The organism is Clostridium sardiniense (genome assembly GCF_050584765.1).
Classification (GTDB): Bacteria; Bacillota; Clostridia; order Clostridiales; family Clostridiaceae; genus Clostridium; species Clostridium sardiniense_A.
The window spans coordinates 576,357-596,933 of record NZ_JBNOOR010000001.1 but is presented as its reverse complement, the minus strand read 5'-3'; the positions used below and the strand labels follow the sequence as shown (position 1 = coordinate 596,933).

Below are 20,577 nucleotides of genomic sequence, written 5' to 3'. Positions count from 1 at the left end.
TTAATTCCTCTTTCTATTTATAATAATTCTAATATTTCTTCTGGAAAATCTATAAAATAATCTGGCTTTAATTCCTCTAATCTTTTTATATCTAATTCTGTATATCTAACTCCACAAGTTTTACATCCAGCTTCTATGCCACATAGTAGATCAAAGTGACTATCTCCTACCATTATTGTTTCCTCAGGCTTTACTCCTAAATGATTACAGGCATATATTGCAGGTTCTCCACTTGGCTTATGTTTTTCTGTACATTCTGGAGTAACTATTATATCCATATATTTTGTTATATTAGCTATTTCCATTCCTCTTCTTGCAAGTTCTCCTCTTTTAGAAGTAACTATTCCCATTTTTATCCCTCTATTTTTAAGTTCCTCTAAAAGTGTATATACGCCTTTAAAAGGAAAGCACATATTGTCATGAAATTCTTCATTATATTTTCTATATCTATTTATTAAACTTTGAATTTCCTCTTCGTTTTCAGTATACATTTTAAAAGTATATGGTAACGGCTGTCCGTAATGTGCTGTTATTTCACTTTTTGAAGGTGTAAGTCCTAGCCCCTCTTTAAATGTATGCTTGAAAGATTTATATATTAATTCATTAGTATCTAATAAAGTTCCATCTAAATCAAATAAAACTGCTTTTATCACTTTGTCCTATCCCCTCTCTTTATTTATAATGGTTATTATATCAAAAATAATTCTTTATTACTAACTTTAAATATTGATAAAGATTCAATCAATACCAATTGTATTAAATATCTAATTGTGCTATATTTCTAAATAGAACAATTATCAACTGGAGGTTTATCATGGAAACACAACAAAAAAATAGGGATTTCTATTTTGATACATTAAAAGGTTTACTTATTTTATTTGTTATAATAGGTAATTCCCTTGAACTTGCTAGTCCACAAAATATAGATACACATTATTTTATATTATTTTTATATATGTTTCATATGCCTATGTTTACATTTGTATCTGGATATTTTTCTAAGCTTAGCAAAAGAACCACAGTTCAAAAAGCTAAATCGACTTTTAAATTGTATATTTTTGCTCAATTATTATATATAATATTCTATAAATATTTACTAGGAAATAGTTCATATAAATTTGAACTTATGTATTCTCAGTGGACTCTTTGGTATCTATTATCACTAACTTGTTGGTATATATTATCTGACTATGTTACTGATAAGAAAAAGTGGATTATTGGATCAATAATTGTATCTCTTATACTTGGATTTGATAATACTATAGGACTTCTTGCAAACATGTCAAGAACATTATTTTTCTTCCCTTTCTTTATAACCGGAATGGCTTTTAAAAAAGAATATATAGCTATTTTAAAGAAGCATATGCTAAAACTATTAGCTGGATCCTTACTAGTGCTCATTATACTTTACATATTATCACATGATATAAAAATAGAGCTTTTATTTGAGTCAGCACCATATTCTAGTTATTATGATAATTTAGCATTTCCATTTTGTATACGATTATTTCACTATATAGGTTCATTTATACTAGGTGCATCTATATTAACCTTTATACCAAACTTTAAAACAATCTTTTCATCACTTGGTAGAAATTCATTGGTCCTATATCTTCTTCATGGGGGTATAAGTTATATATTGATAACTTTAGGATTTACAAGATATAATAATTTATTTGCTCTTATATTATCTGAACTACTTATAATTGGAGTTACTATTTTATGCGCTAAAGCATTCTTAAAGATGAAGAATTTATATCTTTTAAAAAAAGGCAATATTAAATAATATTGCCTTTTTTATTTTTCATATCTTTAAAATAATATAAATTTAACATTATATCATTTTTTGTCATACTATAAAGCATAATTAATTATTTTGTTAGAGGGGATACTTTATGAAAAGGAAATCTAAAATAGCGATTTTACTTACAATAATTTTTTCTGTATGTATGTGCTTTGTTGGATGTAAAAAAGAAACTGATACTTCTAGTCTAAAAACTATAAGACTTAATGAAGTTGTTCGTTCTGTCTTCTATGCACCAATGTATGTTGCAATAAACGAAGGATTCTTTGAGGAGGAAGGCATAAATATAGATTTATCTACAGGTCAAGGTGCAGATAAAGTTATGCAAAATGTATTATCTAATAATGCAGATATAGGTTTTTGTGGACCTGAACAAATTATCTATATTTATAATCAAGGACGAGAAGATTACCCTGTATTATTCGCACAACTTACTAAAAGAGATGGCTCTTTCTTAGTTGGAAGAGAAAAAGATGAAAACTTTAATTGGTCATCTTTAAAAGGTAAAGACATAATAGGTGGAAGACCTGGTGGAGTTCCTGAAATGGCTCTAGAATATGTTTTAAATAAAAACAATATCGTTCCAAAGAAAGATGTTAACATGGTAACAAATTTAGACTTTACTGCAACTGCTGGCGCTTTTAAAGCTGGTACTGCTGATTACGTATCATTATTTGAACCTACAGCTTCAATGCTTGAAAAAGAAGGTAGTGGAAATATAGTTGCTTCTATCGGAGAATCTTCTGGCGAAATGCCTTATACTTGTTTCTTTTCAACAAAATCTTATATGAATGATAATAAAGATGTAATAGAGAAGTTTACACGATCTATATATAAAGGACAATTATGGTTTAAAGATCATACATCTAGTGAAGTAGCTGATTCAATATCATCATTCTTCCCTGGAACTGATAAAGATATCATAATTTCAGTTATCGATAACTATAAAGAGATCGATGCTATTGCAGATAATCCAACTTTAAGTGAAGATGGCTTAAATCATCTTATGGATATAATAACTGATTATGACTCTTCTTTAATACCATCAAGACCACCTTTTGCTGATATCGTTAATAATGAGTTTGCAGAAAAAATCACTTCTGAAAAATAACTTTTAATTTTAAGGGGTTGTTCTTTATATAGGACAACTCTCTTATTACATAAATAATATTTTACATATCTCTTAAATTAAAGGTGGTGAATTTATTTTGGCTCTATTGAACATTAATAATATAACAATGAAATATCATTCTCTAAAAGGAGAAACTGAAGCTATAAAAGATATTACTTTTGCTGTAAATGATAAAGATTTCTTAAGTATACTAGGTCCTTCTGGATGTGGAAAATCTACTCTTTTAAACATTATGAGTGGGCTTCTACCACAGTCAAGTGGTACTGTCACATATAATGATGAGCCTATAAAAAACAATTTAGATAAAATAGGATACATGTTTCAAAAGGATCATCTCTTTGATTGGACCACAGTTTGGAATAACGTAACCTTAGGACTAAAAATTAAAGGATTATTAACTGATGAAAATATAAAAAGAGTTGAGGGTCTATTAGAAAATTATGATTTAAGTAAATTTAAAGATCATAAACCTAGTGAGTTATCTGGTGGTATGCGTCAGAGAGTTGCTCTAATTAGAACTCTTGCTTTAAATCCTAGAGTTTTATTCTTAGATGAACCCTTTTCAGCATTAGACTACCAAACTAGACTTAATGTTTGTGATGAAATTCATGAAATAATAAAACTTGAAGGTAAAACTGCTATTATGGTAACACATGATATAAGCGAAGCTATATCTACATCAAATAGGGTTATCGTATTAACAAAAAGACCTGCTATTATAAAAAAAGAGATATTAATTTCTTTTAAAAATGATCCTTTAACTCCTTTTAATAGAAGAAAAGAAAGTGAATTTAAAGATTATTTTAATTTACTATGGAAGGAGCTTGATGATGGTGATAAGTAAGGACCATGAACTTTATATAAAAAAATTAAAAAGAGATAAATTTAAGGTAGCATTTTTTAGAGTTTTCATATTAGTTTTCTTCTTATGTCTATGGGAAGTTGCAGCTGATTTAAAATGGATAGATCCATTCTTAACCTCTTCTCCTAGTAGAATATTTGATTCCCTTTTAACTTTTATCGCAGATGGGACTATATGGAGACACATTGCAGTTACATGCTATGAAACAATTCTTGGCTTTGTTCTTGGTACTGTTATTGGAACAATTATTGCAATTATTTTATGGTGGTGTCCTTTTACCTCCAAAGTGCTGGATCCATATTTAGTTGTTTTAAATGCACTTCCCAAGGTTGCACTTGCTCCAATAATTATATTTTGGGTTGGAAATGGTACGATGGCTATAATTGTTATTGCACTTCTTATATCACTTGTAACAACAATTATAAGTGTACTTACTGGCTTTACTGAAGTAGATAGTGAAAAACTATTACTAATGAAGACATTCCAAGCTTCTAAATTTCAAATATTAAGATATCTAATCTTCCCATACACTATACCTGTATTAATATCAGCACTTAAAATAAATGTAGGCTTATCTTGGGTTGGTGTAATAATGGGTGAATTCTTAGTAGCTAGAGAAGGTCTTGGTTTCTTAATCGTTTATGGTGGACAGATTTCTCAACTTAACATGGTAATGATGAGTATTGTAATACTTTCCATTATTGCTTTTATAATGTATAAAATCGTAGCTATAGTAGAAGATAAATATATCAAAAAATAATTAACAATATGTTAAAAAATATTTTTTTGATAACAATTTCATTGAGAAAGATAGGGGATTTGCATATACTTCGAGTTTACAATTCCTCTATTTTTTTGGACTTACCATTGGTTTACTTAATTCCTCTAAAGTGATACATTTATATGGTACTAAAGATACTAAGGAGAGATTGACTTGAAATTATTCAGAGAAGCACTTATTGTATTCGGAATATATTTAATAGGAGAAGTAATAGTTAACTTAACACAAATTCCTATTCCGGGAAATATTATAGGTTTACTATTACTTTTAATATGTCTTTGTACTAAAATAATAAAAGTTAGCCAAATTGAAACTTTAACGAATTTCTTTTTAGATCATTTAGCTTTCTTCTTCTTACCAGCAGGAGTTAGTTTAATGAACTCACTTGGAATTATAAAGGCAAACTTTATTCAAATACTAGTTGTATGCGTAATTACTACGGCAATTATTATTGCCTCAACTGGTTTAATTGTACAATTTATTGTTAACCTATTAAATAAAAGAAAGAAAGGAACTGAAAAAGATGAGTGTAATAACTAGCAATATATTTTTTAGCATAGTTCTTTCTCTTATTGCATTTGAGATTGGATTATTTGTCTATAAAAAAACAAATATACCGCTATTTAATCCTTTACTTATAGCAATCGTAATTGTTATTGCAGTTTTAACTGCATTCCACGTAAGTTTTGATACTTATAATCAAGGAGCACAATTTATAAACATGTTCCTCGGACCTTCAACAGTAGTTCTAGCTGTTCCACTTTATAAGCAAATTGAATTACTTAAGAAAAATGCAATCGCTATTTTTATTGGAATATTTTTTGGAACATTAATTGGAATTTTTTCAATTATAATTTTATCACATTCATTAGGTCTTGATATATCAATGGTAGTATCATTAATGCCTAAGTCTGTAACAACTCCAATAGGTATTGCAATAAGTAAAGAATTAAATGGTATAGTGCCAGTTACTGTACTTGCAATTATTTTATCTGGAATAATTGGTGCAATAATTGGACCTACAATATGTAGAATATGTAAAATAACAAACAGAATAGCAATCGGTATTTCTATCGGAACAGCATCTCATGCTGTTGGAACTACAAAAGCATTAGAACTTGGAGAAACTGAAGGTGCTATGAGTTCGCTTTCAATAGGTATAGCAGGAATAATGACAGTATTTGTTGCACCTCTTGCCTTTAATATTGCAATGTTTGTATACAACTTATTTATACATTAAAATTTATTTAAGCATTATTGTTTGTAAAAAAGAACCCTAAAATTTTTAGGGTTCTTTTTTCTTATCTTTTTATCACTTAATCACTATATACTGTTTTAACTTCTAACAGTTTTCTATTTAATAATCCTATTCTATTATCCTTAAAAACTGTATATGTTGATTTCTTTGTATAAGCTTCTAACTTAACCATAAACTCCTCAGGCTGTATGCTCTTTTCATGTACAAGTTTTAATCCTTTTTCCCATGATGCTGTAAGTTTTGGATTTAGAAGAGATGGTATAGATGCACTTATTACTTCATAAATCATCTCACCAAGCTCTGTTGGTGTAAGGGTTTGTGTTTTGTTATTTGATTTAACATAATCAATATTCATGAGCTTTTTTAATATCTCAGCTCTAGTTGCTGAGGTTCCAATACCAGCGCCCTTTATATGCTCTCTTAACTCTTCATCTTCTATAAGCTTACCTGCATTTTCCATAGCTATTATTATTGAACCTGTCGTAAATCTCTTTGGCGGGCTAGTTTCTCCCTCTTTCATTTCTAAAGAATTTATATTAACCTTTTGACCTTTTCTTAAATCTTTAGGGAACTCATCAGTTCCTTCTTCTTTTTTATTCTCTAATATATCTAAGTATCCTCTTTCAATACATACCTTCTTTGTTGTATAGAAAGATTCATCACCTACAGTTATAGTTATAGCTTGCTTACTATACTGCGCTTTAGGATAGAATATTGCTATAAATCTTCTAAGTATTAAGAAATACATTTTTCTCTCTATTTCTTTTAAAGAATTTATAATAGAACTTCCTTCTCCAGTTGGAACTATAGCATAGTGATCTGTGATTTTCTTATCATCAACATACTTACTCTTTAGTATAGTTTTATCCCAGTTATTATCTAATATAGCATTAGTAGCACTCTTTAAATCTTCTCCTATTTCTATTTTAGATAACTTAAATATTGTTTTCTTAATTCCCTTTGCAACTGCTGTAGATAATACTCTAGCATCAGTTCTAGGATATGTTACCATCTTCTTTTCATATAGAGTTTGAAGATGCTTTAAAGTCTCGTCTGGACTTATTTTAAACTTCTTAGAACATTCATTTTGAAGCTCTGCTAAATTAAATAAAAGTGGTGCATTTTTATTTTCTTTAGTCTTTTTAATATTTGTTATTATACCTTCTTCTAAAGCTTCTAATTCCTTTATAAGACTTTCACAATCTTCTTTTTTCTTAAATCCACCTTCATTATATAATTTAGGTGAATCCTTATATTTAGACTTCTCTAGTGCTTTCCATTCACTCTGTATATCTTCATCCTTCTCTTCTCTACTAAAACTTCCTGCAATCTTATAAAATGATGTCTTTTTAAAGTTTCTAATTTCCCTCTCTCTATCAACAACCATTCCTAAAACACAGCTCATAACTCTTCCAACAGCTACCACTGAATTCTTATCTTTCTTTAATATGTTAGATACCTGTCTTCCATATATAAGTGTTAACAGTCTTGAGAAATTAATTCCTATTATGTAATCTTCCTTTGCTCTTAAATAAGCTGAATGTGCTAAAGAATCATACTCTTTTAAAGGCTTTGCTTCCTTAATACCTCTTTTTATTTCTTCCTCAGTTTGAGAATCAATCCATATACGTAGTTTTTCTTTTTCTGGATTACCTGATAAATCATCAACTAGCCTATATATATATTCCCCTTCTCTTCCGGAGTCGGTACATACATATATTTTGTCAATATCACCTCTATTTAATAACTTACTAACTACATTAAATTGACCTTTAGCTGAATTTATTACCTCATATTTATAATCCGTCGGTAAAAATGGAAGGTCCTTTAAATTCCAGTATTTTAACTTTTCATCATAAGCCTCTGGATAAGACATAGTAACCATATGTCCTACACACCAAGTAAATACTGCTTTGTCACTCTCTATATATCCATTATTTCTTTTTCCATCTACCTTTAGTAACTTAACAAAATCCATTGCTACTGAAGGTTTTTCTGCTACAAATAAAGCTTTTCCCATAATTATTTCCTTTCTAAAGAAAATAAACCTTCAAAAAGAAGGTCTATTGAAATTATACTATGAAATTATTATTTTTCCAAATATAATGTTTTACATTTCATTTAGCATCCAAATTACTATGTTTAAATAAGCTGCATAACTGCACCATATTAAATATGGAATTAATAGTACTGATGATATCTTATCAATCTTTATAAATTTTATTATACATATTATTATTAAAATTATAAGTATGATTATATTAATTGCTGATAGTCCATACAATTTAAAATTAAAAAATAATATAGGCCATAAGAAATTAATCAAAAGATGAATAAAATATAGTATTAAAACTCCATAACTCCTCTTTTCTTCTTTAAGCGTCATATATACTCTATATAGTGCAAATCCTATAAGGATATATAGAATAGGCCATACAATTCCAAACAACCATCCTGGTGGTGAAAATTTAGGTTTTGCAAGAGTTTCGTACAAAGTCATAGAATCTTTTGTAATATATCCTACCAATACTCCTCCACCTAATGGAATTAATATTGATATGATAAATGGTATAAGCTTAAATTTGTCATTTACCTTAAATATATTTTTCATAACTCACCTCAAAGCACATCTTTAATACTAATAATATACTTCATATAAGTTAATTATTCTTAAATATATATATCTGCGAACTCAACATCAACCTTTTTATCTAACGTTACTATCTCAATACTCTCTCCTGGTTCATACCCTCTTATATCCTCTACAATAGGAAGCTTTATTATAAACTTATTTCCTTTAGCCTTTTCTGATTCAAATTCTATGCTTCCATCATGTAATTCTATAATTGTTTTACTTAAAAATAATCCAAGACCACTACCTTCTTTTTGTCTATTTAATGACTTATTTAACTTTGTAAACTGATCGAAGATATATTTTTTCTCTTCTTCATCAATAATTTTCGTATAATTTTTAACTATTATATATAAATAATTCTTATCAGAATACATATTAATTTTTATCTTTCTATTGCGCTCTCCATGTTTTACACTATTAGATAATAAGTTAAGTATTACTCTTTCAATCATATCTCTATCAATAGGTAAATATATTTCGCTCTCTTCTGAATCAAATATTATAGAATTATTAATTTTCTTTGCATACTTACTTGTTGCAATGGATACTCCTTCAACAACTTCAACTATATTATAGATTTTCCTATTAGGTTTTAAATACCCTTCTGAAATCTTATTTGCATCAATAAAATTATTTATTGTTCTTATAAGTCTTAAACAATTTTGTCTTATAATATCGTTATTTTTACTTACACTATTAATACTTTTATCTTTAAGATATATTTCATTTAATGTAAGTGCTGAATTTATAACATTAATTGGAGTTCTCAACTCATGAGATATATTAGAATAAAATTCATTTTTTATCTCTTCTTGTCTTACAAACTCTTCATACTTTTCTCTAATCTTATTATATACATTATTATCTGTAACATCTCTTATATACACTATCTCTCTTTTTTCTTCATTTTTAACTAGATATAGCTCTAACTCTTTTAAGTTATTGCTTTTACTATTAAATCTATATAATTTTTCAAGATTATTACCAAATAATCTTACATCACTACCTTCTAATACTAAGCTACTATCTATACTCTCTTTTTCTATTAGATTGTCTAATACATAATTAAAATCTCTTCCTAATAACTCTCCCTTATATTTAAAACCTAGCATATCTACAGCTTCGTTATTAACGTAAGTAATCCGTCCCATATTAAATGTTATAATCCCATCTCTAAATGATTCTATTAAATCATAGTATCTTTTTTCACTTTTAAGATTTATTGTATTTAATTCATTTAAAATTACATTTCTTTGATTTAATTTTAAATTTAATTCACTTTGCTTCTTTTTTACCTTTAATAAATTTTCTTTCATTTGTGTATACATCAGACTTAAGATATTATTAGTTATACCCTCATATATAGAGAAATACGCTACATATTTTACTACATATGCTTCAAAAGCTAAATTATATGAATATATATAAGATATTTTAAGTAACAAATGATAAATACTCATAAATATAAAATAAAAGAATATGTATTTATACTTAATTTCTTTATATTTTTTTCTAATTCTATTTAATAATATTATTGAAAGAATGATTAATATAGATTGTAAAATAAGTACTATTATGAATACTGAAGATTTATTAATCTCTCTTAACTCATGTAGAAAAATCCCTAATATGCTAGATATTATAGTAATCATAAAATATGTAGTAACAGATTTTTTATTATCGACCTTCTGTTTCATTAATATAAATGAAACAGGTAATATTAATATTCCCAATATCTCACTTATTGTAAAAGTAACATACAATCCCATATTCTCTGAGATATGAATTCCAAACTTACTTATGAAAACTTGTGAGAATTCAATTAATCCTATAAATAAGAATCCGATCCCTATATAATTATAATAATTAGAGCTCTTCCTAATTAATGCTATTACTGCAAGAGATATTCCAAAGGATGCACATGATACATTTAACATATTATAAAACATTGGATATGATCCTGTTATATAATATATAATTAATAATATTAATAATATAGCTATTGCACCATTAAGTGAGTATGTTAATCTATTATTACACAATTTTGAATTCATACATTTCATCCTCATTTGAAATAAACTCCCTTTTAAATGTTATAGTAATTTTAGTTCCTTTTCCTTCACTACTCTCTATAACTATATTTCCCTTTTGTAATTCTACTAACTTTTTAACAACAAATAATCCTATTCCGCTTCCCTTGTCTGATACATCGTTGTTATTTTCTCCCATAGCATATTTCATAAAAATTTTATCAATAAATTCTTTATCCATTCCTATGCCATTATCCTGTATAACTAAATCAACCAAATCTCCATTTTCAAAAATTCCTACTTCAACTTTTCCATTTTTACTAGTAAACTTTATAGAGTTTGATATTAAATTTAATAAAATTCTCTGCATAAATTCCTCATCTAAGTAAGAATATATCTCTTCATTATCAGTATCAAAAATAAGCTCTATTTCTTTTTCATTAGCATAGAAGATTAAACTATTTACTGTATCTTCAACAAATTCTACTATATTTATTCTCTCTAAGGTAGGAAATAAATAATCTGATTGAATCTTACTACTATCTATAAGATTATTTGTAAGTTTTATTAATGCAAGACAATTCTTTTTTGATATATTATTATACTTAAGTAATGCTTGTATATCTTTATTTTCCACAAAAATATATTCAAGCTGAAGTGCTGAATATATTACATTTATAGGAGTTTTTAAATCATGGCTTATATTTGAAAGAAAATCTCTTTTTATACCTTCTTGTGTTAGTTTTCTCTCCAAATTTTCTTTCATAGAACTCATATCAACTTTAGATGTTATGTCACTTATACTTAATATTATTTCACCATTCTCTTTATTTTTATCTATAAATTCTATATTTAGATATCTTGTCTGTCCTTCTTCCTCTATTTTTCCTCTATATATATTCTTATTATATGATATCTCATCATCGACTCTTTCCATTTCATCTAAAGAAATAAAATTATTTACTTTTTTATTTATAACATTCTTAATATCTTCTTCTTTAATTAAATTCAAAAAAGATTTATTACAATAAATTATTCTATGTGTACTATCACTTAATATAATTATAGGTACTGGTATACTTCTAAAGAATTCCTTAAACATAATTTCCTTTCTTCTAATTAAATTATGTGAAAATTCTAGTTCGCTATTTTTTAATGAAATATCTTGATTAATAGAATTAAGTTTTTCATTTCTTTCATATAAATCTTTAAATAACAATTTATATGGAGTATCTATAATTTTGTATATAGTACTGATAAATAGTATAGATACTGATATAAATATAAGTAAATTAATTATATATCTTATAAAAATATTTTCACCAAAAAACGTTATAATTGTTAGCGTATTCATTATAGAAGTTAGAATAGCATATGAATATAAATAATTTATTTTATTATTTATATATAACTTATATTTAGATATATTATAGATATTATATGTATTTGCTAAAATACACATTAAAATTACAGCAATTAATAAAATGCTAAATAATCTATTTAATTCCAAAAGATATGCTAAATATCCAATACCTAATATTATAAGCACATTAAGTATTACATTCACACGTCTATTAGCTATATACCGATATACCCATATTGTTGATAAGATCCCCACTATAAATAATGTATATTGATAAGATAGTCCATTAATCCCAGGCCTAAGACCAAAAAAAGTATTTGGAATATCTATTGTAAGTAAATTCATCATTACTATAATAAAAAAAATAAAATGAACTGATAATGCCTCAAAAATTTTACTTTCTAATATATTTGCATTAGAGTAGGTCAAAAGCAATGTACAGCAAGATGCTACAACATAATATGCTTTTATTATAAAATCAAATACTAGCATATTATCATCAATAAAAATCATAAGAAATATATATAACAAAAAATATACGACAAAGGCTATGGCAACTATATTTATGTATAACCTCCTATCAATATATATAATATCCTTTATTTCTCTCTCAAGTTCCATTTCTCCCCCTCCTATATAATATATATTTTACTTTATTTTTCCTATTATGTGAAGTTTTTATAAATAAAACCTAGTCAAATTAAATTCGACTAGGTTCTATTATACATCCTATTTTTTCTAAATTTATTTACTATTTTTTAATTACTACTGCAACTACATCCTTACCTTCTGTAACTTCGCCATAATTAATTTCTACTTTATTATTCTCTGTTAAGTTAGTAAAGACTACTGGTGTTAAAATTGATGGAACCTTCTCTCTTATAATATCAAAATCTACAGAAAGAAGTTTATCTCCAATTTTAACTCTATCTCCTTGTTTTACATAAGCTGTAAAACCTTCTCCATTTAATGAGACAGTATCCATACCCACATGAATAAGAATTTCTAACCCATTATCACTAGTTATACCTATTGCATGCTTAGTTGCAAATAGTGACGTTATTTCCCCAGTAACAGGAGCTGAAACAATATTTCCTGCAGGCTCTATCGCAAATCCTTCACCCATCATCTTTTCTGCAAAGACCTTATCCGGTACGTCCTCTATTCTTATAACATTTCCTGTAAGTGGAGCTAATATATCTTCTGGTATATCCTCAAGATTTTTATCTCTTATATCTTTTATTTCATCGTGATTTTCTAATTTTTTTTCTGTTGGTATCTTACCTGCCATTATCTCTTTTATTTGACCCTTTAATATATCAGATTTCGGTCCAAATATTGCTTGAATATTATTCCCTACTTCCATAACTCCAGCTGCACCCAGAGCCTTTAATCCCTCTTTATCTACCTCTGATATATCATTTACTATTACTCTAAGTCTTGTAATGCAAGCATCTAAATTACTAATATTTTCTTTTCCACCTAATGCTCTTAATACTTCTGTTGCAAGAGATGCACCTTCTACATTTGTTGTACTTATACTTTCATTATCATCTTCTCTACCTGGAGTCTTTAGGTTAAACTTTCTAATTAATACTCTAAAAACTGAATAGTATATAAATGCATAAATTATACCTACAACTATAACTAAATACCACGGTGTTCTATTTGGTATTACTCCAAATAGTATAAAGTCAATTACTCCTCCTGAGAAAGTCATACCTATTTTAACATTTAAAAGCTGCATGGTCATAAATGATAATCCAGCCATTAGACAATGGAAAACAAATAATAATGGTGCAACAAAAAGGAATGAAAATTCTAGTGGTTCAGTAATACCTGTTAAAAACGATGTAAGCGCTGCTGACCCCATAATACCAGCTACTGCCTTCTTATGCTCTGGTTTAGCCTCTTGATATATAGCAAGTGCTGCTGCTGGAAGTCCAAACATCATAAATGGGAATTTACCTGTCATAAATGTTCCTGCTGTAAATGGCACTCCATCTTTTAACTGTGCAAAGAATATATTCTGATCTCCCATAATTAATTGTCCTGCTTTATCTACATACTCTCCAAATTGATACCAGAAAGGATTATACCAAATATGATGCAGTCCAAATGGAATAAGTGCTCTTTCAACAACTCCAAATATAAATGACGCTACAGTAGGATTAGCATATATCATACTTTTTGAAACATAAAACAATCCTTCTTGTATAGGTGGCCATATAAATGTCATTATCACCCCTATGATTACTCCTAATGCTGCAGTAACAATAGGCACAAATCTTTTACCTGCAAAAAAACCTAAATATGGTGGTAATTCAATTCTATAAAATTTATTATACATAGCAGATGCTATAAGTCCCATTATTATTCCACCAAATACTCCGGTCTGGAGGGTTGGCACTCCCACAACAGTGGTATACATAGGATCTGAAAGCATATCAGTTGTTACTCCTACAAATGTTCCCATAGAAACATTCATAATTAAGAATCCTACAATAGCTGCAAGTCCTGCAACACCATCACCATCAGATAATCCAATGGCAACACCAACTGAAAATATTAATGGTAAATTTGCAAATACTATATTTCCTGATTGCTCCATAACACTTGCAACTAATTGTATCCAATCAGCCCTTAAATATGGTGCATTTACCAACAGAGCCTCATTCATAAATAAATTACCAAAGGCTAATAATAATCCTGCTGCTGGAAGGAGAGCTACTGGTAACATTAAAGCCTTACCTATTCTTTGTAATACTCCAAAAACCTTTTTACCCATCTCTCTATTCTCCTTTCTATATTTATTGCAAGATTATTTTTCCCTCTTTCTATTCATTTACACTGGATAAAATATCCACAAACACATCGCACACCTCTTTCTTAAATAAAAAAATAGATGATTATATATAATAATTACAACTTTTAATTTGCATCATTACCTATAATCATCTACTAATATCTGATATCTTAAACTATATTAAACAGTGTATCTTCTCTATCTTTAATCCACATTATTATATCATTTATTACTTCATCTCTATTTTTCTCATTTAACATTTCATGTCTTCCTTCTTTATATAACTTATATTGCAAATCCTTAATCCCTATACTTTTATATAAATTATATAAGCTAACTATTCCTTTACCAAAATACCCAACAGGATCTTTATCACCTGCAAAGATATATATTGGAATGTCTTTTCTTATCTTATTAAAATTATTACCTTCATGAATACTCCATATTCCATCTATTAGATCATGATAAAAAGATGTACTACATATAAAACCACAATACTCACTATTTATATATTCATCTACGGCTTCTTCATTCCCACATATCCAATCATAAGGAGTTCTTACTGGCTTAAAATTTCTATTAAAATCTCCAAAAGACAACTTATCCATAAGAGGACTTTTAGCTTTTCTTCCTTTTAAACTCATTTCAATTTTAGCTATTTTTCTTCCTACTTTAGTTATAGGATTAGGTTTCCCATTACTTCCTGATAATATTAATCTTTCAATTGTTTCTCCATATATCTGTGCATATCTTTGACTTAAGAAGGAGCCCATACTGTGACCAAATAATATTATAGGGAGTTCTCTATACTCTTTTTTTATAATGTCATTTAATTCTTTCATATTTGCTATCATTAATTTAAAGCTACTATCATCACCAACATACCCAAGTTCTTCTTTGCTAGATACGCTTTTCCCATGGCCTCTATGATCGTTAGCATATACAACATATCCTTCTTCATTAAGTCTTTTTGCAAAATAATCATATCTTTCTGCAGTCTCAGCCATACCATGTGCTATTTGAACTACACCTTTAAGCTCTATTTGCTCACTAGGAATCCATTTATAAACATGTATTCTTTTACCTAAACTATCCTTAAACTCAAATTTATTCATCCTCATATCTTCCCCCTCATATACCATTTTATTTTAATTATTAAACAATTTTAAAGAGACTGTCAATTATAAAAACAGTCTCTTTAAATCAAAATTAATGTTCTACTATATCACTTTCTTTAAGTTTTTTAATAAAGTTTTCACTTGCTTTATTCATAATTTTCTTAAAGAATATACCAATTAATATAAAGATTATAGCAGCAGAAACTAAAATTATTATATCCCTTTGCATAAGTTCTGGTACTATACCTCCAACTAACCCTCTCATTCCTTCAATTGCATATTTAAATGGTAAGAATGGATTTATTCCTTTAAAGAAGCCTGACATAACTTCTACTGGGAATGTTCCTCCTGATGCTGCAACTTGAAGCACTAGGAATATTATACATATAGCTTTACCAACATTTCCAAAAACAGAGACAGTTGAGTATATAATTGTTATAAATATTATACTTATGAACATTCCAAATAATACAAACAGTGCTGGATGCATTACATAAGTCTTAAGTATAAATACATCTCCAAGTGTTACAATAGCACCTTGCAGTATTCCTATAGTAAGGAAAGTTAAATACTTTCCAAAGTATACTTGTATAGGAGTTGGCATAGTTCCATCTTCAAATGGTTTCGCACTAACTGTTAGAATTGATACAAGTATTAATCCTCCAACCCATATTGCTAATGTTGTATAGAATGGTGACATTGCTGATCCATAGTTAGGTACTGGGAATAATCTATTTGTTTGAATTTCTACTGGACTTACTAGGAAGCTAGTTTTTTCTTTCCAGTCTCCTGTAATTATTTTAAGTATTTCATCTATATCAGCTTTTTTATCTACTTTCTTTATATCAGAAACCATTTTATTAAATGTCTTCTTGAATTCCGGGAAATTCTTCTTAACTTTTGCTAATTCTTCATTTGTAAGTTTTGTTCCCTTTGAAAGCAATGACAATACATTTTTAACATCTGGCATAACCTTTTGAGTACTATCAATTAATCCTAAAGCATCCTTAGACATTCCATCTAGTTTATCTAAAGCTCCATTTATTCCAGGTACAATAGTACTATCATAATTTCCTATTATATTGCCTAGCTCTGATGCTATTGAGCCTATTTTATTATTTAACTTCTTAATAGTTTCTGGCTGTAATACAACATTATTATTTACTAAATCAATATCTTTGTTTATTTCAGATATAAGATTTGAAAGTTTTCCTTCTATAGTCTTTAATCTATTAATAACATTAGTTATTGAATCCTTATTTCCTACTTTATTTATAGATTCTAGCATACTTATAACTGAATTTAATGTTTTATCAACTGTAGTTAATTTATTATTTACATTATTTAGAACCTTAAGCAATGTTTCTTTATCATAACTTTCAGAAACATTTCCTAGGATTTCACCTGCACCATTTAATAAATCTTTTCCAAAGATTAGATCTTCTTTTATTATTGGAGAAAGACTATTAAAACTTTCTTTTGATTTTTGAATAAAATCCTTACCTTTGTTTAATGCATCATCTGCATCATTTAGTGTTTTATCAACTTGTGGCATAATTTTATCTATTTTCGCTAACATTTGGTCTATTGTAATTGTTCCATCATAAGCTTTATTAATTAAATCTTCTATTTTAGGCATATTATCATTTATTTTATATATTAGATCTACAGCCTCTCTAATCTTATCTCTGGATGTTTGATACTCTACACCCACATCACTTAATACCTTAAACATTGCACCATTTACCGTTTCCGATACTGTATCATCTATTTGCTGTTTTAATGATTTAACACCACTTTCTGTTATCTTAGGTGCTATGGCATTTGCTGATTCATTTACTGTATAAATAAGTTTTGGTTTTACTATTTTATCTAATGCTGGAGATATTAAATCTTCTGAGAAATTATTTGGAATAGTAATACTTGCAAAATAATCTCCCATTCTAACTCCTTTTTCAGCTTTTTCTTTATTTACAAACTGCCAACCAATATCATGATTCTTTGAAAGTTCATCAACTAATTGCTTACCAACATTTATTTCTTTATCATTAAAAGTAGCTCCCCTATCTTCATTAACTACAGCTACCTTAATACCTTTTGTACTTCCATAAGGATCCCATGATGATTTTATATTAAACCATGCATATAATGAAGGAAGTATTATAAGCCCACATACTACAACTACTGCAACCCAATTTGTAACTATCTTTTTTATATCTCTTGTAAAAATCTTAAAAATATTTTTCATAAAGCATTCCTTTCTTTATATTTTATTAATGTAACGATTATAACATAAATAATGACTAAAAGTCATTATTTATTTTTATATTTTTTAATTACATTTTGTGTCTATTTTTCTTAGTTAGTATGTGTTATTTAAAAACAAAATACCACATTAAGAAATGCTAATATCTCTTAATGTGGTATTTATTATATAATTTACTTTACATCTCTATATGCAAGTAATGCATTTAAATTATCAAATGAATATACTTGAAGTGTTTTTGTATCACCGTAACTACCATATATGGCACTATTTTTATCCATAACCTGAAACTCTTTAAGTTTTTTTAATGCCATATTGTATAGATCTTGATTTCCAGTTTTGCTTCCTATTCTAACTAATAGTCCATATATAGAAGTTGACTGTATATCAGAAGTTTCTTTCCCTGTGCTCGGATTATATGTTGCATAAATTGCTCCATCCTTTTTTAATTTTTCAGTAAGCCAATTTACGCTAGTTGAAACATCTTGAGATACCTCTGCTTTATTTAATATACATATTAATGATAAAAGTGTATCAACATTCTCATCATCATACTTTCTAGTCTTCCTATCGTAAGACTTTCTATATAATGGTACTTCATCACTTATATATCCACCATCTAATAATTTAAGTGATGCGCCATATATCTTTTTCCAATTATAGTCTATATTACTTAAATATTTCATTGTAGGAAGATCAATATAGCAAAGAGTTGTTACATCACTTTTATTGTATCCATCATTAAAATCACTTAATAAATTCTGATCTAACAAATCTTCATTTATTGCCCTTGAAATACTTATAGCAAGCTTTCTATATTTAAAGTCACCCCACCTCTCATTAGCAAGAAGAAGTGATTTTACTATTCTTAAATCATCAATAGTCGCTGATGTTTTAGTTTTTTCTGCTCCTGTAACTCTCCATGAGACTAAATGATTTGGTAAAATCATATAATCTTCAATATACTTTAATGTCTTATTAAATGATTCCTGATCATCTCTCTCTAGATAGTATAATAGCATCATCCCCTCTGATTCAGATAAAACAGCATCCCCTTTAGTTATATCTCCCTCTGATTTTATATTTTTATAATTTGTCTTTATCCCACCCTCTTTATTAGTGAGCTTTGTATCTATAAAATTTAGAAGGAGTCCTTCCCTTTCTGAAACTGGATTATTACTGTAAGTAACTCCACTATCAACTGGTAATACATATGGCATTGCAATCTTTGCCATTATAAGTAAAATTAATAAAATAAAAAATCCTATTCCATAATCAAATATTTTTTTCTTTTTCACAAATTTATACACCTACTTCTACTTAAAAATATATAGCTGATTATAAAAATAATCAGCTATGTTTTATTCATATAGATATTTATAAACCTTATAGTAGATATTTACTTTATCTACATAATTCTTAGTCTCTGGGAATGGTATGTAATGAATGTCTTTACCATTCTTTGAATAGTTTTGATCCTTAAGCCACTTATTAACATTACCTCTTCCAGCATTATATGCTGATATTACTAAATCTCTATCCCCAAATTCTTTATTTAAGTTATTTAAATACCAACATCCCATTTTTATATTTGTTTCTTCATTATAAAGCATATCAGTTGAATAATTTTTCATTTCCATTTGTTCTGCAATCCATTTCCCAGTGCTTTCAGTAATTTGCATTAATCCATAAGCATCTTTATGTGAATGGGCATTTGGATTAAATTTACTTTCAGCTTTAATTATAGATAACACAAATAACGGATCTAAGTTATATTCTTTACTATATTTATCAATAACCTCTTTATGCTTATATGGAAAAGCATATTTTTTAACTCCAAATTTTATTCCTACTAATGCTACTACTATAATAATCAACAAGATTATCACTTTTTTAAACTTCATCCTAAAGCTCCTTGTTAAATTACTTTATTTATAAAATCTATAAAGTCGTCTACCTGCTCCTTAGCATATAATAGATCTTTATTATTATCTATTATTATATTTGCAAAGTCCTTCTTTTTTTCTAGAGTCATTTGAGCATTTATCCTATTTAATGCATCATTATTACTTAATTTATCTCTAGCTTTCAGTCTTTGAAGTTGAGTTGAACTATCTGCCGTAACCAGTATAACATAATCCATCTCATCATGAAGCTTTGTCTCTATTAATGTAGGAGCATCTACAATTACTATTTTTTCCCCTTCACTTTGAAGCTTTTCTATATTATTCATTATTTCGCTTTTTATATAAGGAAGTATGATATTTTCATATTTTATCCTTTGCTTTGGAAATCTAAATATATGATTACCAAATTCCTTCCTTCTAAAGTCTCCTCGCCAATCAAAGAAACCTTCCCCAAATTCTACTCTAACTTTATCTAATATCTCAGGATATTTTACTAAAACGTCCTTTGCAACAATATCGGCATCAATCACTTTAAATTTAGCTTCTTTAAGCATTAAAGATATTGTGCTTTTTCCTGTACCAATTCCACCAGTAAGCCCAATTCTTATCATGTTA

The 20,577-nt window shown here is 27.7% G+C and carries 17 protein-coding genes; 6 read left to right on the top strand and 11 right to left on the bottom strand.

The genetic code is table 11. The features are described from left to right. Positions 1-17: 17 nt before the first annotated feature. On the bottom strand, positions 18-653 hold the full coding sequence (ppaX, locus tag ACQPUW_RS02915) for a pyrophosphatase PpaX (protein WP_430836008.1): 636 nt from the start codon (positions 651-653) through the stop codon (positions 18-20). Between the two features lie 161 nt (positions 654-814). Between ppaX and ACQPUW_RS02910 the strand changes: the two genes are divergently transcribed. From ACQPUW_RS02910 to ACQPUW_RS02885, 6 genes are all read left to right on the top strand, one after another. Next, a complete protein-coding gene (locus tag ACQPUW_RS02910; protein WP_430836007.1) occupies positions 815-1,786 on the top strand; it encodes an acyltransferase family protein in 972 nt (323 codons plus the stop codon). 109 nt (positions 1,787-1,895) lie between these two features. Further along, entirely contained in the window at positions 1,896-2,915 is a 1,020-nt protein-coding gene (locus ACQPUW_RS02905; protein ID WP_430836006.1) for an ABC transporter substrate-binding protein, read from the top strand. Positions 2,916-3,012: 97 nt separating this feature from the next. Beyond that, complete coding sequence (locus ACQPUW_RS02900; RefSeq protein ID WP_430836005.1) at positions 3,013-3,780, top strand: ABC transporter ATP-binding protein; 768 nt, start codon at positions 3,013-3,015, stop codon at positions 3,778-3,780. Beyond that, a complete protein-coding gene (locus tag ACQPUW_RS02895) occupies positions 3,773-4,558 on the top strand; it encodes an ABC transporter permease (protein WP_430837265.1) in 786 nt (261 codons plus the stop codon). Before ACQPUW_RS02900 ends, ACQPUW_RS02895 begins: the two co-directional genes overlap by 8 nt. A gap of 174 nt (positions 4,559-4,732) precedes the next feature. Next, positions 4,733-5,119, top strand: a complete 387-nt coding sequence (locus ACQPUW_RS02890) for a CidA/LrgA family protein (RefSeq protein WP_430836004.1) — start codon at positions 4,733-4,735, stop codon at positions 5,117-5,119. After that, entirely contained in the window at positions 5,103-5,819 is a 717-nt protein-coding gene (locus tag ACQPUW_RS02885) for an LrgB family protein (protein WP_430836003.1), read from the top strand. Before ACQPUW_RS02890 ends, ACQPUW_RS02885 begins: the two co-directional genes overlap by 17 nt. A gap of 76 nt (positions 5,820-5,895) precedes the next feature. On the opposite strand, the gene ACQPUW_RS02880 is transcribed toward ACQPUW_RS02885, so the two are convergent. From ACQPUW_RS02880 to coaE, 10 genes are all read right to left on the bottom strand, one after another. Beyond that, positions 5,896-7,857, bottom strand: a complete 1,962-nt coding sequence (locus tag ACQPUW_RS02880) for a DNA topoisomerase (RefSeq protein WP_430836002.1) — start codon at positions 7,855-7,857, stop codon at positions 5,896-5,898. Positions 7,858-7,947: 90 nt separating this feature from the next. Further along, a complete protein-coding gene (locus tag ACQPUW_RS02875) occupies positions 7,948-8,448 on the bottom strand; it encodes a TspO/MBR family protein (protein WP_430836001.1) in 501 nt (166 codons plus the stop codon). Between the two features lie 59 nt (positions 8,449-8,507). Beyond that, the gene (locus ACQPUW_RS02870; protein ID WP_430836000.1) at positions 8,508-10,526 is read right to left on the bottom strand and encodes an ATP-binding protein; all 2,019 of its coding nucleotides are present in this window, start codon (positions 10,524-10,526) and stop codon (positions 8,508-8,510) included. Then, positions 10,507-12,486: an ATP-binding protein gene (locus tag ACQPUW_RS02865; protein WP_430835999.1), complete on the bottom strand. Its 1,980-nt coding sequence runs from the start codon at positions 12,484-12,486 to the stop codon at positions 10,507-10,509. The genes ACQPUW_RS02870 and ACQPUW_RS02865 overlap by 20 nt, the downstream gene beginning before the upstream one ends. A gap of 130 nt (positions 12,487-12,616) precedes the next feature. After that, on the bottom strand, positions 12,617-14,653 hold the full coding sequence (gene ptsG, locus ACQPUW_RS02860; RefSeq protein WP_430835998.1) for a glucose-specific PTS transporter subunit IIBC: 2,037 nt from the start codon (positions 14,651-14,653) through the stop codon (positions 12,617-12,619). Between the two features lie 188 nt (positions 14,654-14,841). Next, the gene (locus tag ACQPUW_RS02855) at positions 14,842-15,792 is read right to left on the bottom strand and encodes a lysophospholipase (RefSeq protein ID WP_430835997.1); all 951 of its coding nucleotides are present in this window, start codon (positions 15,790-15,792) and stop codon (positions 14,842-14,844) included. A gap of 88 nt (positions 15,793-15,880) precedes the next feature. Further along, complete coding sequence (locus ACQPUW_RS02850; RefSeq protein WP_430835996.1) at positions 15,881-18,037, bottom strand: YhgE/Pip family protein; 2,157 nt, start codon at positions 18,035-18,037, stop codon at positions 15,881-15,883. Between the two features lie 191 nt (positions 18,038-18,228). Next, positions 18,229-19,353 (bottom strand): glycosyl hydrolase family 8, encoded by a 1,125-nt coding sequence (locus ACQPUW_RS02845; protein WP_430835995.1) that lies wholly within the window; start codon positions 19,351-19,353, stop codon positions 18,229-18,231. 63 nt (positions 19,354-19,416) lie between these two features. Continuing rightward, positions 19,417-19,932, bottom strand: coding sequence for a lytic transglycosylase domain-containing protein (locus ACQPUW_RS02840; RefSeq protein WP_430835994.1), 516 nt, complete (start codon positions 19,930-19,932; stop codon positions 19,417-19,419). Positions 19,933-19,973: 41 nt separating this feature from the next. Then, positions 19,974-20,573 (bottom strand): dephospho-CoA kinase, encoded by a 600-nt coding sequence (gene coaE / locus ACQPUW_RS02835; RefSeq protein ID WP_430835993.1) that lies wholly within the window; start codon positions 20,571-20,573, stop codon positions 19,974-19,976. Positions 20,574-20,577: the final 4 nt, after the last annotated feature.

Bases quoted from the DNA above. Each gene is read 5' to 3' on its own strand.
- coaE (WP_430835993.1), bottom strand. From the start codon at position 20,573: ATGATAAGAATTGGGCTTACTGGTGGAATTGGTACAGGAAAAAGCACA.
- ACQPUW_RS02855 (WP_430835997.1), bottom strand. From the start codon at position 15,792: ATGAGGATGAATAAATTTGAGTTTAAGGATAGTTTAGGTAAAAGAATA.
- ACQPUW_RS02875 (WP_430836001.1), bottom strand. From the start codon at position 8,448: ATGAAAAATATATTTAAGGTAAATGACAAATTTAAGCTTATACCATTT.
- ACQPUW_RS02905 (WP_430836006.1), top strand. From the start codon at position 1,896: ATGAAAAGGAAATCTAAAATAGCGATTTTACTTACAATAATTTTTTCT.
- ACQPUW_RS02865 (WP_430835999.1), bottom strand. From the start codon at position 12,486: ATGGAACTTGAGAGAGAAATAAAGGATATTATATATATTGATAGGAGG.
- ACQPUW_RS02880 (WP_430836002.1), bottom strand. From the start codon at position 7,857: ATGGGAAAAGCTTTATTTGTAGCAGAAAAACCTTCAGTAGCAATGGAT.
- ptsG (WP_430835998.1), bottom strand. From the start codon at position 14,653: ATGGGTAAAAAGGTTTTTGGAGTATTACAAAGAATAGGTAAGGCTTTA.
- ACQPUW_RS02870 (WP_430836000.1), bottom strand. From the start codon at position 10,526: ATGAATTCAAAATTGTGTAATAATAGATTAACATACTCACTTAATGGT.
- ACQPUW_RS02885 (WP_430836003.1), top strand. From the start codon at position 5,103: ATGAGTGTAATAACTAGCAATATATTTTTTAGCATAGTTCTTTCTCTT.
- ACQPUW_RS02910 (WP_430836007.1), top strand. From the start codon at position 815: ATGGAAACACAACAAAAAAATAGGGATTTCTATTTTGATACATTAAAA.
- ACQPUW_RS02850 (WP_430835996.1), bottom strand. From the start codon at position 18,037: ATGAAAAATATTTTTAAGATTTTTACAAGAGATATAAAAAAGATAGTT.